Genomic DNA, 15,051 nt, shown 5'->3' with positions numbered 1-15,051 from the left:
TCCAATCGCTTGGACCGCTTCTTGGCCCAGCTCCAACTGAGGCGAGTGTTATTGGAGACACCAATTCAGCTATAATCATTTCCGGGTGACGTAAATGAGTAGATTTACTCCCTGACAGACCACGATTAACCCATAGGCATGCCCCCGAAACCCGGGACGGTAAGAGCGGCCGAAGTCTATTTGGTCGGTAGCAGATAAGCACCGGCCGAGATGGCTTTCTAACGTGATCCCATCAACGAAAAGCGGCCTGAGAGGCGGCTTGATCGAGTCCCTGGCGTCTTTGACGCACACCATATGCTCTGCAAATTTACTCTAGCGGTACGAGATGATGGCATTCTTGAGCCCGTTTTGGCGATCTTTCCGTTACCGCCATTTCCCATGCCGCGCGGATTGTCTGATTTCAAACTATGGTTCCGCGACCTGGCGCAGAGATGAGTATTTCTACTCATTTTGGAGGACAGTAAGATCGTGCATAGTGATCCGGGGGTCAGCGAGCGATGATCAAGATTTGCATTGGGCACTCTCGGGCTAACGCCGTAATCATGGAGAAAATCTGGCGATTTCGACACCAGCAATTTGTGGAACGACGTGGGTGGGAGGCGTTACGCAAGAGTGACAGACGGGAAATAGATCAGTTTGATCACGATTGCGCTATTCATTTTAGCGTTCTCAAGAACGATGCGGTGATCGGGTATTCTCGGCTCCTTCCTACTGTGCAGCCACATCTTCTATCAACCGTCTACCCGCAAATCATGCGAGGTCAAAAGTGGCCAAGGTCGCACGACGTTTTCGAATGGACGCGGTGGGCGATTGCAAGCGGTGACGAAAAGATTGACGGGATTCCAATATCGCGTGTTCTGATGATCGGGTTGATGGAGTTTTGCCGTGCTGCCGGAATCACCTCGCTCATCGGCGAAACGCACCCAAAGCTGATAAACTCGTTGCGCACCAATGGGTGGCGAACACACATCCTCTCAGAGCCTAGCATTTTCGAAAAAGAATTAGTCGTGCCGCTCGAAGTCATCCCATCGTCCTCTCCGCAGACGTTTTATGCAATTAGCTAGCATAGGGAATTCCGCTCGATGTTTGAACCTTACGGCTCAGGAAGTTTTGGTCACCAATTCGCCGCCAGTCCGGCTCATAAGCGAGCACGAGTCCCTGCCTGGATTTCTGTTGTACAAGCGGCGCCACATCACAATCAGACCCGCTTCTTTACCGGGCGATTGTCGTACGCTCAATGCTTAGGTCAGAGAGCCAACCGCGTAGCCGCCCGGATCGATTGCAGCCAAATAATTTCGCAGTCCATGCCACCCTAGAACGGCATGCGACAGTGTACCTCAGTCAATCGCGTCATTGGCCCCTTAGGGGGACGGCGAGGAAAACCAAAGGAGAGTCATAACATGGAAACGATAACTACCCGCAAGCCAATTGATCCAATCGGCAGCGAGTTGAGCGTCTTTGCCAAGACGCCGCGCGTCGGATCGACCCCTTCGACTACAGAAATTGCTGCCATGATCAAGGGGGGCAAGCCAGGCGACATGGACAAACTGGACGTTTAAGTTTCGTCCGTGTGACCGTCGCCAAGGCGGCGGTCACTGCCCCTTTAGATTTTCATCAAATAAGCGATCACTCATGTTCAAGGGAACGATTGACCGAGGTCATCTCGAGTGCGTGGCTGAGCCCCCGATGGACTCGCTGCCCTACCCCAACATCTCTATCAAGATCCTAGACCATCCTTTGCTCGAGAGCTTCCGGTGGGACACCACTGATCAAATCGTCCTGATCTGTCGCGAGCGTTCCGCCGAAGCGAATGGGCAGGTTGTGGCACTCAGGGATTGGCCGATAGAACGAGCGCATGATTTCTGTGCTTTTGGGCGATGGCCATTGGACTATCAGACAATTTCGATCAATCGCCATTCCGGCACGGTGACCTTCAGCGCCGGACATGGGGGTGTTGCGCCACTTTATATGAAGGTCAGCGGCGAGCGCATTGATCTCTCCTGGTCGATAGCGGACTTTTATTCGGGCATGACTCTCGCCGACGTCGACACGGACCGAGCTGGCCTGCGTCTTGTGGGGACGCTCCCCTATGCAACAACCACGATGTTTCGCGGTGTTTTCATGCTGACGGAGCGCGCGTCACTTTGCATCGACAGGATGGGAGCCGTGGAGACGAAATATCCCCCTCCGGCACCGTATTTCATTCCGACCCCACTTGTGGATGGGGCCGATGTTGCCGCCGCAGCATGCCATTTGATCGACACCCTGCTGCGTCGCTGGCCGCTCACGCCCGCTCTCACGGCTAGCGAATTCAGCGGAGGATTGGATTCGGCGGTCGTTGCCGCCATTTTGGCGGGGCAGCATCCTGACGCCCTGCAAACCTATGCCTTGGAGGTCGAGGGACCAGCTCGTAGTCAACAGACTTCGCGGCGCGAAATAGCAATCGAGCACTTCGGCTTTCGCGACCAAACGCTGCGTGTTGACACGATACCAATGGTTCCGTGTGGGTTCGAAGTGAGTAGCGACTACGTCCCCGCTCCCTACAATGCCGATCTGCAGCGGCCTCTCCATCAACTATTGAAGTCGCTCGCAACTGCCTCAGCCCCGCGGGCGGTCGCAACCGGTACAGGCGGTGATGAGTTGCTAATGGCCCATGCTTTCGAGCAAAATCACGAGCAGTTCGCTCGTAATGTTAGCGATGCATTCCTTCCTGCGATCTTTCCCTCCGCCATGACGCTGGTGCTCAAAAACCAATTGCCCGACTATGCAGCAAGCTGCGATCGGGCACCCTTTCCTATTCTGCCGATCTCGGTACTGGAGGCACACGCCGCGCGGGCTCCTTTGTTTGCGAGCCATGGCATATGGCCAATTAGCCCATTCGCCCAGCCAGAAGCCGTACGATTTTATCGGAGTTTGCCTTTGGCCTGGAGGCACGAAAAGGCGCTGCATCGCCGGATGTTGGAACGGCTTGGATATCCAAAACGGTTCTTCGGAGTTTCTACAAGAGAAAATTTCGAACACTATCTGACCGGCTCGCTGACTATCGGTGCTAGCGAGATCACTAGTCAATTATCCCGCCGTTGCCTGCTGCATGAACTGGGACTGATCGATGCTGACCGCCTGATCGCCACAATAGACGACATCCGATACGATTCTCCGCTTGGCGAGCTCGGCTTTATCTTCCACGCAATTAACGTTGAACACATGCTTCGGCGAATTGACGGAACTTGAAGGAGATCACCCGCTAACGCAGCGGGGACCTCAACACGCCTGGAATTGGTAACCCGTGCATCGCCGCGGAACGAGGCCGATGGGTTCGCTGCCACTTTGAAATGTCGTGCTTCTGGAGCGAGACTTATATGAACATTTGCCATCGCTCGCGCCCAGACGCCGCGTCAATGACATCTTCCTCGTGAAGTGGATCGCTAGCCGTGGCGTAGTCGAGTGACATGACGCTTGATCATCGCCGGAAACAGCCCTTTGCGGCAAGCGATCAGAATTCGTTACTGCTGGTCTGGTGATGGGATACAGGCTGTTCGAACAATGGTCCTAGAAGCTACACATGGATAAATGAGACATCTTGTCGGCTGGTCAGATATTCGACATTGTCATCACCTTTGTCGGTTACGTGACAAGCGTTCCTGTTCTCAATCCCGCATCTTTGCGCCCACATAACTGGAATCGCAGTAAATTATTGTTCGTCATCTCTATCGGCCTGCTTGGCACGAATCTTGTGAGCTATAGCGAGGCAGCGGAACGGCCTCCGCATCCACGTTGCGGGATAACCGCATTGCCTCGAACACATGAAGGAACGCCAAACATGGCAGCTCTGCGTCAGATCGCATTCTATGGAAAGGGCGGCATTGGCAAGTCCACTACATCCCAAAACACGCTAGCCGCCCTTGTGGACCATGGGCAGAAGATCCTCATCGTCGGCTGTGACCCTAAGGCCGATTCTACGCGCCTGATCTTGAACTCGAAGGCCCAGGATACGGTTCTTGATCTCGCTGCAACGAGAGGTTCGGTTGAAGATCTTGAACTCGAAGACGTGCTCAAGGTAGGCTATAAAGGTATCAAATGCGTGGAGTCTGGCGGCCCGGAGCCAGGCGTCGGCTGCGCGGGACGCGGCGTTATCACGTCGATCAACTTTCTCGAGGAGAACGGCGCCTACAACGATGTCGACTACGTGTCTTATGACGTGCTCGGTGACGTTGTGTGCGGCGGCTTCGCGATGCCGATCCGTGAAAACAAAGCTCAGGAAATTTATATCGTCATGTCCGGCGAGATGATGGCGCTCTATGCCGCCAACAATATCGCCAGGGGCATCCTGAAATATGCTGCAGGCGGCAGCGTACGCCTGGGCGGCCTCATTTGTAACGAGCGTCAAACCGATCGCGAACTCGACCTCGCCGAAGCGCTGGCTGCCAAACTCAATTCTAAGCTCATTCATTTCGTGCCACGCGACAACATTGTCCAACACGCCGAGCTTAGAAAGATGACGGTGATCCAATATGCGCCGGACTCTCAGCAAGCGGCCGAGTACCGGACACTTGCCCAAAGAATACATGACAATTCGGGCAAAGGCACCATCCCGACCCCCATCACCATGGAAGAACTTGAGGACATGCTTCTCGATTTCGGGATCATGAAAACCGATGAGCAGATGCTTGCCGAACTTCAAGCCAGGGATGCCAAGTTGATAGCTGCCCAGTGATCACACTGACGCGCAGCGACACGCAAGGCGCCCGCCATCCCGTGAGGGAGGTTTCGCCGATGTGGCTTCAGCCGGATTTTCCAAGGGGTTGGGTTAATGACCTTCAAATACGCCAATGACAGTGATTTACATGCGAAGCTTATAGCGGATGTGCTGTCGCAATATCCGGACAAAGCAGCGAAACGCCGAAGTAAACACCTTAGCCTGGCAACGAGCGAAAAGGACGCCGGCGAGGAACCAAACGCGATTAGCGAATGCGAGGTAAAGTCGAATATCAAGTCTGTTCCAGGCGTGATGACGATCCGCGGCTGCGCCTATGCCGGTTCGAAAGGTGTCGTCTGGGGACCAATCAAGGATATGGTTCACATTTCACACGGGCCTGTGGGTTGCGGTCAATATTCCTGGTCGCAACGTCGCAACTATTACGTCGGCCTGACGGGCATCGACACGTTCGTAACGATGCAATTTACATCCGATTTTCAGGAAAAGGACATTGTTTTCGGTGGTGACAAGAAATTGGAAAAGGTCATCGATGAGATCGCTGAACTTTTTCCGCTAAGCAATGGCGTCACCCTGCAATCAGAATGTCCGATCGGCCTGATTGGCGACGATATCGAGGCCGTAGCGCGAAAAAAGGCCAAAGAACACGCGACGACCGTCGTGCCGGTACGCTGCGAAGGCTTCCGTGGCGTGTCGCAATCGCTTGGCCACCACATCGCCAACGACGCAATTCGAGATTGGGTCTTCGACAAGAAAGACATAAAATTCGATCCAAGTCCCTACGACGTAAATGTCATAGGCGACTATAACATTGGCGGCGACGCATGGGCCTCGCGCATCCTGCTCGAGGAGATCGGATTGCGCGTGGTCGGCAACTGGTCCGGAGATGCAACTCTCGCCGAAGTGGAGCGCGCGCCGAGAGCGGCACTCAACCTCATTCACTGCTATCGGTCGATGAATTATATCTCCAGGCACATGGAGGAAAAATATGGCATCCCTTGGATGGAGTACAATTTCTTTGGACACTCCCAAATCGATGCCTCGCTGCGCGACATAGCCAAGCACTTCGGGCCGGAGATCCAAGAAAAAGCCGAAAAGGTCATAGCCAAATACCAACCCCTCGTTTGGGCCGTAATCGACAAATACTGGCAGCGCCTTTCCGGCAAACGGGTGATGCTCTACGTCGGGGGATTGCGTCCTCGTCACGTCGTCACCGCCTATGAGGACCTCGGGATGGAAATCGTAGGAACCGGCTACGAATTCGGTCACGGCGACGACTATCAGCGCACTGGCCATTATGTAAAAGAAGGCACGCTGATCTACGACGATGTGACTGGCTATGAACTTGAGAAATTCATTGAGGGAATTCGGCCCGATCTCGTCGGGTCCGGCGTTAAAGAAAAATACCCGGTGCAGAAAATGGGCATTCCATTCCGTCAGATGCACTCATGGGACTATTCTGGTCCGTATCACGGTTATGACGGCTTCGCGATTTTCGCTCGGGACATGGACATGGCCATCAACAATCCAGTTTGGGGTCTCTACGACGCGCCCTGGAAAAATGACCGCGCTTTGGCGGCGGTTGCTGGGTGAGAACATAGCGTTCGCGCGTAAAAAACGCGCAACGGCTTAAGCGACGCATGTTTCTGGACCGCCCTTGAGCCGCGGCCAGATCGAAAGAGGTGACCCTATGCCGCAGTCAGCTGAGAAAACTCTCGACCACGCGCCCCTATTCTGCGAGCCGGAATACAGGAAGATGTTGGCCAAAAAAAAGCTGAAATTCGAGTGCCCACACCCGGATCAGGTCGTGTCGGACCAGCGCGAATTCACGAAGAGCTGGGAATACCGCGAGAAAAACTTGGCCCGCCAAGCCCTTGTCGTCAATCCAGCCAAAGCCTGCCAGCCCCTCGGCGCGGTCTTCGCAGCGGCGGGATTCGAGCGAACGATGTCGTTCGTCCATGGCAGCCAAGGTTGCGTTGCCTACTACAGATCGCACCTATCGCGCCATTTCAAGGAGCCGTCATCGGTGGTCTCGTCATCGATGACGGAAGACGCCGCTGTATTTGGCGGCTTGAAAAACATGGTCGACGGTCTCGCCAACACATACAAACTCTATAACCCGAAGATGATCGCGGTGTCGACCACATGTATGGCCGAGGTCATCGGAGATGATCTGCATGGTTTTATCGAAAACGCCAAAAGTGAAGGTTCGGTCCCGCGCGATTTCGATGTCCCCTTCGCCCACACGCCTGCCTTTGTCGGCAGCCATGTCGATGGCTACGACAGCATGGTAAAAGGTGTGCTGGAGAATTTCTGGAAGGGCGCCGCGCGAAGTGAAGCCACCGCTTCTATCAACATCATTCCTGGATTTGATGGCTTCTGCGTTGGGAACAATCGCGAATTAAAACGCCTGCTCGACTTGATGCAAGTGACTTACATGTTTATCCAGGACGCATCAGATCAGTTTGATACGCCCTCCGATGGCGAATTTCGGATGTATGATGGCGGGACCAAAATCAATGACGTGAAGGCGGCGTTGGACGCGGAGTGGACATTGTCCCTGCAGCATTACAACACTCGCAAGACGTTAGATTACTGCAGAGATGTTGGACAAGCGACGATCTCCTTCCGCTACCCTCTCGGCGTCGAAGCTACCGACGAACTTCTGATGTTGATATCGGAGATTTCCAGCAGAGAAATTCCCGAGGCGATCCGCCTGGAGCGCGGTCGACTCATCGATGCGATGGCGGACAGCCAAGCTTGGCTATATGGAAAAAAATACGCGATTTACGGCGATCCAGATTTCGTTTATGCGATGGCGCGCTTCATCATGGAGACCGGCGGCGAGCCAACCCACTGCCTCGCCACAAACGGCACCTCGGCTTGGGAAGCCGAGATGAAGGAACTCCTCGCATCCTCGCCCTTCGGGAAGAATGCACAGGTTTGGCCAGGCAAAGATCTCTGGGCAATGCGCTCGCTACTTTTCACTGAGCCCGTGGATCTCCTGATCGGCAATTCTTATGGGAAGTATCTCGAACGGGACACCGGTACCCCACTGGTTCGGCTGACGTTTCCAATTTTTGACCGGCACCATCATCATCGATTCCCCCTCATGGGCTACCAGGGCGGACTGCGTCTTTTAACGGCGATCCTCGACAAGATCTTCGACAACCTCGATCGCGAAACAATTCACGCGGGTGTGACAGACTATTCGTATGACCTCACTCGCTAAGAGAGGCGGCCGGTCAGGCCTTTCACTCAACCAGATATGAAGGCAGACGAATGTCCGCGCTCAACGCCAAAATCAAAGATGCCTTCCACGAACTAGCGAGTGAAAGGAGCGGCAGCAAGGGTCCTAAGGAGCGCCGAAGGAATTGCGCGGGGCCAATGGCCCCGGGAACGGCCGTCGGCGGTTGCGCTTTCGACGGCGCCAAGGTCGCACTGCAGCCGATCACCGATGTCGCACATCTGATTCACGGTCCGCTCGCCTGCGAGGGAAATTCCTGGGACAACCGTGGCGCTGCGTCGTCAGGTCCAACACTTTGGCGCACGAGCTTCACGACTGATCTTACGGAAATCGACATTGTAATGGGACGCAGTGAACGGAAGCTCTTTAAAGCGATCCGGGAAATCAAGGATGGGTATGCGCCCGCGGCAATCTTCGTCTATTCAACCTGCGTTACAGCGATGATCGGTGACGACATCGACGTTGTTTGCAAGCGAGCGACGGACGAATTTGCTTTACCGGTGGTGCCGGTCAATGCACCAGGTTTTGTCGGATCTAAAAACCTCGGCAACAAGCTAGCGGGCGAGGCGCTGCTCAAGCATGTCATAGGTACGGTTGAGCCCGATGAACCGGGCCTTTGCGACATCAACATACTGGGCGAATTTAACCTCTCGGGTGAGTTCTGGCAGGTGAAGCCGCTCTTGCATAGGCTCGGCATCCGCGTCCGCGCCTGTATTCCCGGAGACGCGCGATATCTGCAAGTCGCCTCCGCCCACCGCTCACGCGCGGCGATGACGGTGTGTTCGACAGCGTTCGTTACGTTGGCACGTAAGATGCAGGAACGCTGGGACATTCCGTTTTTCGAGGGCTCCTTCTATGGCATCTCCGGCACCTCGGAGGCGCTCCGGCGGATCGCCGATCTGCTTGTAAAGAAGGGTGCTGACCCCTCGCTTTTGCATCGCACGGAAATCCTAGTAGCGGAAGAAGAGGAAAAGGTGTGGAAGAGGCTGGAAGCCTACCGACCTCGCCTTGAGGGCAAGCGCGTGCTTCTAAATACAGGCGGCGTGAAATCCTGGTCGGTCGTCCATGCCTTGATGGAGATCGGCATGGAGATCGTCGGCACATCAGTCAAGAAATCGACGCTCGAAGATAGGGAGCGAGTGAAACAGACCCTGAAGGAGGAGAACCTCCTGTTCGAGTCGATGTCGCCGCGCGAGCTTTTCTCGCTTCTACTCGAGAGAAAGGCTGACATCATGTTGTCGGGCGGACGCACCCAGTATATAGCGCTAAAGGCAAAACTGCCCTGGCTTGACATCAACCAGGAGCGTCATCACGCTTACGCTGGCTATGAGGGTATGGTGCAACTTGCTCGACAAATTGACCTGGCAATCCACAATCCGGTATGGCCGCAGGTGCGCGAGCCGGCGCCATGGGAGCCGGCCTTGGTCGTTGAAAAGCGAGCGAAAAGGGAAGCGTAAGCGCGTCGAACCAAAACCGCGAGATCACTCGCAAAAAATGTTGAGGTCGTACTATGGCACGCGTCGTATCTCAAACCAAGTCGGCGGCGGTCAACCCCCTGAAGTCGTCTCAGCCGCTTGGTGCTGCCTTCGCCTATCTGGGCGTCGACGGCGCAATACCTCTGCTCCATGGCAGCCAGGGATGTACGAGCTTCGCGCTCGCACTGCTCGTGAGGCACTTCAATGAAGCGATCCCGCTGCAAACCACGGCGATGAACGAAGCCGCGATAATCGTCGGCGGCGCGGATCGTCTCGAAGAGGCAATTCTCAGCCTCAAAGCCCGCACAAGGCCACGACTGATCGGGATATGCACGACCGCATCGGTAGAGGCCCGCGACGAGGATGTCGTCGGTGACGTCGAAAACATCAAACGCAGGCGGGCGATAGAACTTGTGGGCACCGAAGTGGTAGTCGCCAACACGCCTGACTTTGACGGCGCCATAGAGGAGGGTTGGTCTAAAGCTGTTACCGCCGTGATCGAGGCAATAGCGCGACCTGACAAGCAGTATCGCAATCGGAGGAAGATCGCGATACTGCCTGGCTGGAACTTAACGGTTGCTGACATAGAACATCTGCGCGAAACGGCCGTAAGTTTCAGCCTCGACCCGGTTATTCTGCCCGACGTATCCGGAGCGCTCGACGGCTCCATCCCCGAAGAATGGATGCCGATAACGAATGGCGGCACGAAATTGCAGGAGATCCGCGATCTCGGTGCGACGATGCAGTGTATCGCAATCGGTGAGCATATGCGGCGACCGGCTGAAGCGCTGCAGAGACTGACCGGTGTGCCGTACGTGCTGTTTAGATCGCTGACGGGCCTAGAAAACGTCGATCGCTTCATTCGCGTGCTTGCCGCTATGTCACGCAAACAGACACCGCTCAATGTCCGCCGCAACCGAATGCAGTTGCAGGATGCCATGCTCGACGGACATTCCCATATGGCAGGCAAGAAGATCGCAATCGCTTCGGAGCCCGATCAACTTTTCCAGCTCTCCAACTTTTTTACTGCCATGGGTGCGGAAATTGCGGCCGCGGTCACCACGACCGGCACTTCGAAGGCGCTCGAGATGGTACCGGCGAAAACCGTCAAAGTCGGCGATCTCAGTGATCTGGAAAGTGTCGCCGCAATGGCCGATCTTATCGTCACACACTCGCACGGCCGAGAAGCTGCCAGACGTCTCGGCGTTCCGCTGATGCGGGTGGGTTTCCCCATGTTCGACCGCTTCGGCAGCCAGCACAAGCTTACAGTGTTATACCGGGGAACCCGCGACTTGATCTTCGACTTCGCGAACATCATTCAGGCTAATCACCCTCCGAACCCCTGGCCCAATTGACTCAACCGACAGCCGGGAAACGCAATAATGAGATCAATTCGTCGCGTCTCGCTCTTCAAGCGGACTATCAACGCAGACGAAAAGGCAGGTGGGCACTTCGCGAATAGCCATCGCCACACAAGATATGAAGGGACTGACAGCGCAGTTTGAATCGGTCAGACGATTTGACGCGACATGCAACTCGAGGACCTTCGTGCAAGCCGCTGGGTTCGAAAATACAAGATCGGAAGAGACAGAAGCGAAGGTGGAGGACTGCACTGGGGTAAAGATTGCGGCGTTAGACAGCTGCCAACTCGCGTTTGTCTGACAATTGGCGTGCCATCCTCAGCGCTTTTGTCATCGGCAGAACACGATAAATCGGAGGAATCTATGAAAAGCTCATCCTTCACTCGCGACGGGTCCCGATGGATGCCGGAATATCTGAATTCGATCAACCCTGCGATGTGCATCGGCTGCGGTCGCTGCTTCAAGGTTTGCTCACGCGAGGTCATGCATCCCCACGGCATCGATGAGGCAGGTGACATGCTCGGTGTTTGCGATGGCGAAGACGACTTTAATGGTGAGCTCAGTCGCGTGATCATGGTCATTGATTATCCCGGACGCTGTATCGGCTGCGGAGCGTGCGGCCGCGTCTGCCCCAAGAACTGCCAGACTCATATCGCCGTCGATCATCGTTCAGTGCTCGAATCTTGAATTCCGTTCCGAGCGGTATAAGCCCCCGGCGCGGTCCAGTGCGAGACAACCGCATCGGTCGAACGCGCGGAGAAGGTAGCATGGCAGTTTTGCGTGAAAGTAAATCCGGAAAATGCGACGCGAAGATCCTTCTGGGGTACCCGATCTGCTTCGGAGGCAGTGGTTACTGGAAACACCACGTCGAAAGCCGACGATCAGAGAGAGGAGACATTGAAGTGTGCATCAAGCCGCGACCTACCTCTCCGAAAGTAAGGTGATTTCTCAGCGTCGCCGAAAGCAACTGTCGCGACTTGAGAAGATCGGGCATGGCCTCGCGAATTAAGTGAAACTTTATTGTGAAACAATCCGCCAATCTTTTCCTGCGCCAGACCCAGTCCCTGGGTGATGACACCGCAACTGATGCAATCCATCCAGTTGCTGCAGATGACGCATTTTGAACTCACCCAGTTCATCGCCCAGGAAGTCGAGAAGAACCCGCTGCTCGAATTTCCGTCGAATGACGGCGAGGCGGCCGGCGAGCGCGGCGAATCCGAAGATGGAGAGTACGCTCATCAGCCCGAGGATGCCGGGTCGGATGACGGTTACGACAACCGCACCGAGGCGCTCTCCAGCGACTGGTATGACAATGGCGGCAGCGCCAGCACGAGCCGGCTGAACGACGAACTCGACGCCAATTACACCAATATCTTTCCTGATGACGGTGCCCCGCAGCGCCTCGATGCGCCGGAGCTCGTCAGCCAGTGGAAATCGATGCCGGGCAGCGGCGAGGGTGCCGATTACGATCTCGACGATTTCGTCGCCGGCCAGGTGTCGCTGCGTGATCATCTCGCCCAGCAGATCCCCTTCGTCCTGCCTGACATGGCCGACCGGCTGATCGCGCAGAATTTCGTCGATCAGCTCGACGACTGCGGTTATCTGCGAATGCCTGGCGATCCAGCTCAGGCAGAAGGACCGGTATGACCCCGCCATGCAGGCTCTGGTCGAAAACCTCGAACTCCTGGCGCGGCGTGATTTCGCCACGTTGAAGCGGCTCTGCGGCGTCGACGAGGAAGATCTTCTCGACATGCTCGGCGAGATCCGTCAGCTCAATCCGAAGCCTGGCAGCGCGGTTTCGAGGCAGGTGTTTCCGAAGCGATCATGCCGGATGTGGTCGTCAGAGCCTCTTCGGACGGCGGCTGGCTGGTCGAGCTCAATCCGGATACGCTGCCGCGCGTGCTGGTCAACCAGTCCTATTTTTCCCGTGTGACGAAGAACGGCGAGGACCACGCCTTCCTCTCCGATTGCCTGCAGAGCGCCAACTGGCTGACGCGCAGCCTCGACCAGCGGGCAAAAACCATCATGAAGGTGGCCAGTGAAATCGTCCGCCAGCAGGACGCCTTCCTGCTGCATGGCGTCGATTGCCTGCGCCCGCTGAACCTGAAAACGGTCGCCGAGGCGATCAAGATGCATGAATCCACCGTCAGCCGCGTCACGTCGAACAAATATATGCTGACGCCGCGCGGCCTCTTCGAACTCAAATATTTCTTCACTGTCTCGATCAGCGCGGTCGCGGGCGGCGACAGTCATTCGGCCGAGGCCGTGCGTCACAAGATCCGTGCGCTGATCCTGCAGGAGAGCCCGGAGGCGGTGCTTTCCGATGACGATATCGTCGACATGCTGAAGAAGGGCGGCGTTGATCTCGCCCGCCGCACGGTTGCGAAATACAGGGAGGCAATGAACATCGCCTCTTCGGTCCAGCGCCGCCGCGAGAAGCGGGCACTCGCCAAGCTCGCCGGCTTCTGAGTCCCTTGCCAAGATCGCGGGAGCTGCTGCTGCCGCAATGCGTCGGTCTCCGTGTTCGGCTACGCAAATGTTCCATACGAATGTCTGACCGAGGACGAGGCGCCGCTGAACCGCGATAAACGCCCCTTTGGGCTTTCCCTCCAAGTGCGTTTGTGGCCAAGCTAGGAAATGCGTTTGACACGCCGCTCATGCCCAAGGTCCGGAGCATGGGTTTATGACAGGTTCAGCGTTCGAAACGTTCCAGCATCCTCTTCAATTGTGCATTTTGCATTTGAAGCTTGCGTGCCAACTGGTACCGGAGAAGCCTGATTTCTTCGTCGAGATTGATTGCATCGCCGAAAGCGGTGGGAGCGGGTGGGACAACGACTGCAATAGTTTCCGGTTTCTTGCCCCGCATGCGCTTTCGCGTTTGACCTTCGCCAACTCGAAAGACTTTTGGTGCTGCATGCGCGGCTGTATCGGCCTCATTGGACAAAGCCGGGTCAGCCGCTTCCACGGGCCTGGCGCTTTCGACATCTGCGGTATCGTCAACAATGCTTACCGCTTCCTCGGCATGATGCGGGTCCACTGACAGCGCCTCGCGTTCTTCGTGAATGAAGGGCTTTTCGTTGGCCGCACGATCCACGGCGCTCAACCGATTGTCGGCGCTCAACCGATTGTCGGCCGGCGCTTCAGTCAGCTCGGCGATGGATGATACGTCCGGCTTCACATCATCGGTCGAGCCGCGTTCTTGCTTCTGCTGGCGTCGCCGTGACACCAGCCCAGCAAGAAGTTTCCATGGAGACGCCATTTTATTCGACCTCGAATTCTACTGCGTATGCAAACTGCGAGCAAAAACGTCGGCGGCAGAAGGATCCGCCGCCAAAATATTCACTTCAATAAGCATGAGAGTGCGGCCAGCGCGTGACCGTCTGCTGCCGATCAACCGAGGTTCAGTCGCTTTCGCAGATCGGCATTTTCAGCGCGGAGCTTTTCCGCCAGCAGCTTGCGCAGTCTCTGGTTTTCCTCTTCGAGCTGCAGAAGATCCGCGATCTCATCAACTGCCGCCACCGACGGTGCCGCCGCTGTCGACACAGCCTTCGGAGCACGTTTGACAGGCGCGCGCTTGGCACTCGGCGTACCTTCGTCAGGCTTTGCCTTACGTCCTCTTTTTTGTTTTCCAACTGCGGCACCCGAAGCAACTGCCGGTTCCGCCGAAACGGTGACTGGGGCCGTTGCAGGGACCACCTTCTTGGCGCGAGGTTTGCGCACCTTCTTCGGTACATCGGGCGCCGCGGCGGCCGGCGTGTTAGCATTGGTCATCGTATCGTTTTCGTCGGCCATTATGGTCTCCTGTAAAGCCGATGCATTTTTCTCCTGCTCAATCGGCAGTGTCAATAACGGCCCGGCCTGTTCTTCTCCGGATACAAGCATCTCGCTACTTTTTGCGTGAGGAGCTAGTGACATAAATGGCATTGCCTCGTCCTGCAGATCTTGAGCAACGGACTTGAGATCGGTGTCTCCCCAAATCGAGTTCGGTTTGGAATTCAGTTTTCGCCGACCTGATTTGAACTCCACGGCAAAGCTGCGCTGCACTTTTTTCACTTTAAAGAAGCCTCTGGTGTCTGTGGTAATTTTTCAGCGACGTCTTCAGCCATCGCAACAAGCCTTTCAGATAACGACTGCCGTCCATTCGGTCTATCCTTTTTAAGTATTCGGCTCACACGCGGCTCCAATCGCAGAAAACCACTTATGGACGCAACCGTGACAAAACGATCGAATCGCAGCCGTCGGATTTAGTTCCGT

11 protein-coding genes and 1 pseudogene are annotated in these 15,051 nt (G+C 55.8%); 10 read left to right on the top strand and 2 right to left on the bottom strand.

Going from position 1 to position 15,051, the window contains the following annotated elements:
• The first annotated feature begins 497 nt into the window (after positions 1-497).
• The 10 genes and pseudogenes from N2600_RS27275 (at position 498) to rpoN (ending at position 13,266) form a co-directional block, all read left to right on the top strand.
• Entirely contained in the window at positions 498-1,064 is a 567-nt protein-coding gene (locus tag N2600_RS27275; RefSeq protein WP_131586653.1) for an acyl-homoserine-lactone synthase, read from the top strand.
• Positions 1,065-1,400: 336 nt separating this feature from the next.
• The gene (locus N2600_RS27270) at positions 1,401-1,559 is read left to right on the top strand and encodes a hypothetical protein (protein ID WP_003551761.1); all 159 of its coding nucleotides are present in this window, start codon (positions 1,401-1,403) and stop codon (positions 1,557-1,559) included.
• 73 nt (positions 1,560-1,632) lie between these two features.
• Positions 1,633-3,231 carry an asparagine synthase-related protein gene (locus tag N2600_RS27265; RefSeq protein WP_131586655.1) on the top strand — a complete coding sequence of 533 codons (1,599 nt, stop codon included), beginning with the start codon at positions 1,633-1,635 and terminating at the stop codon, positions 3,229-3,231.
• Positions 3,232-3,820: 589 nt separating this feature from the next.
• A complete protein-coding gene (nifH, locus tag N2600_RS27260) occupies positions 3,821-4,714 on the top strand; it encodes a nitrogenase iron protein (RefSeq protein ID WP_003551759.1) in 894 nt (297 codons plus the stop codon).
• Between the two features lie 96 nt (positions 4,715-4,810).
• Positions 4,811-6,307 (top strand): nitrogenase molybdenum-iron protein alpha chain, encoded by a 1,497-nt coding sequence (gene nifD, locus N2600_RS27255; protein WP_131586657.1) that lies wholly within the window; start codon positions 4,811-4,813, stop codon positions 6,305-6,307.
• Positions 6,308-6,404: 97 nt separating this feature from the next.
• Positions 6,405-7,946, top strand: coding sequence for a nitrogenase molybdenum-iron protein subunit beta (gene nifK, locus N2600_RS27250; protein WP_168283874.1), 1,542 nt, complete (start codon positions 6,405-6,407; stop codon positions 7,944-7,946).
• Between the two features lie 50 nt (positions 7,947-7,996).
• Positions 7,997-9,418, top strand: coding sequence for a nitrogenase iron-molybdenum cofactor biosynthesis protein NifE (gene nifE / locus N2600_RS27245; RefSeq protein ID WP_003551751.1), 1,422 nt, complete (start codon positions 7,997-7,999; stop codon positions 9,416-9,418).
• Between the two features lie 53 nt (positions 9,419-9,471).
• Positions 9,472-10,791: a nitrogenase iron-molybdenum cofactor biosynthesis protein NifN gene (gene nifN, locus N2600_RS27240; protein ID WP_260298944.1), complete on the top strand. Its 1,320-nt coding sequence runs from the start codon at positions 9,472-9,474 to the stop codon at positions 10,789-10,791.
• A gap of 369 nt (positions 10,792-11,160) precedes the next feature.
• Positions 11,161-11,484 carry a ferredoxin III, nif-specific gene (gene fdxB / locus N2600_RS27235; protein ID WP_003551748.1) on the top strand — a complete coding sequence of 108 codons (324 nt, stop codon included), beginning with the start codon at positions 11,161-11,163 and terminating at the stop codon, positions 11,482-11,484.
• A gap of 335 nt (positions 11,485-11,819) precedes the next feature.
• Positions 11,820-13,266 (top strand): annotated as a pseudogene (gene rpoN / locus N2600_RS27230) (RNA polymerase factor sigma-54).
• A 223-nt stretch (positions 13,267-13,489) separates the two neighbouring features.
• Here the strand turns inward: rpoN and N2600_RS27225 are convergent.
• A complete protein-coding gene (locus N2600_RS27225; protein WP_260298943.1) occupies positions 13,490-14,056 on the bottom strand; it encodes a hypothetical protein in 567 nt (188 codons plus the stop codon).
• 131 nt (positions 14,057-14,187) lie between these two features.
• On the bottom strand, positions 14,188-14,850 hold the full coding sequence (locus tag N2600_RS27220) for a transcriptional regulator (RefSeq protein WP_017991538.1): 663 nt from the start codon (positions 14,848-14,850) through the stop codon (positions 14,188-14,190).
• Between the last annotated feature and the right edge of the window lie 201 nt (positions 14,851-15,051).

The organism is Rhizobium sp. WSM1274, assembly GCF_025200775.1.
Lineage (GTDB): Bacteria > Pseudomonadota > Alphaproteobacteria > Rhizobiales > Rhizobiaceae > Rhizobium > Rhizobium leguminosarum_I.
Note: the sequence above shows the minus strand (reverse complement) of the source record. Positions and strands in the feature narration are given on the sequence as shown.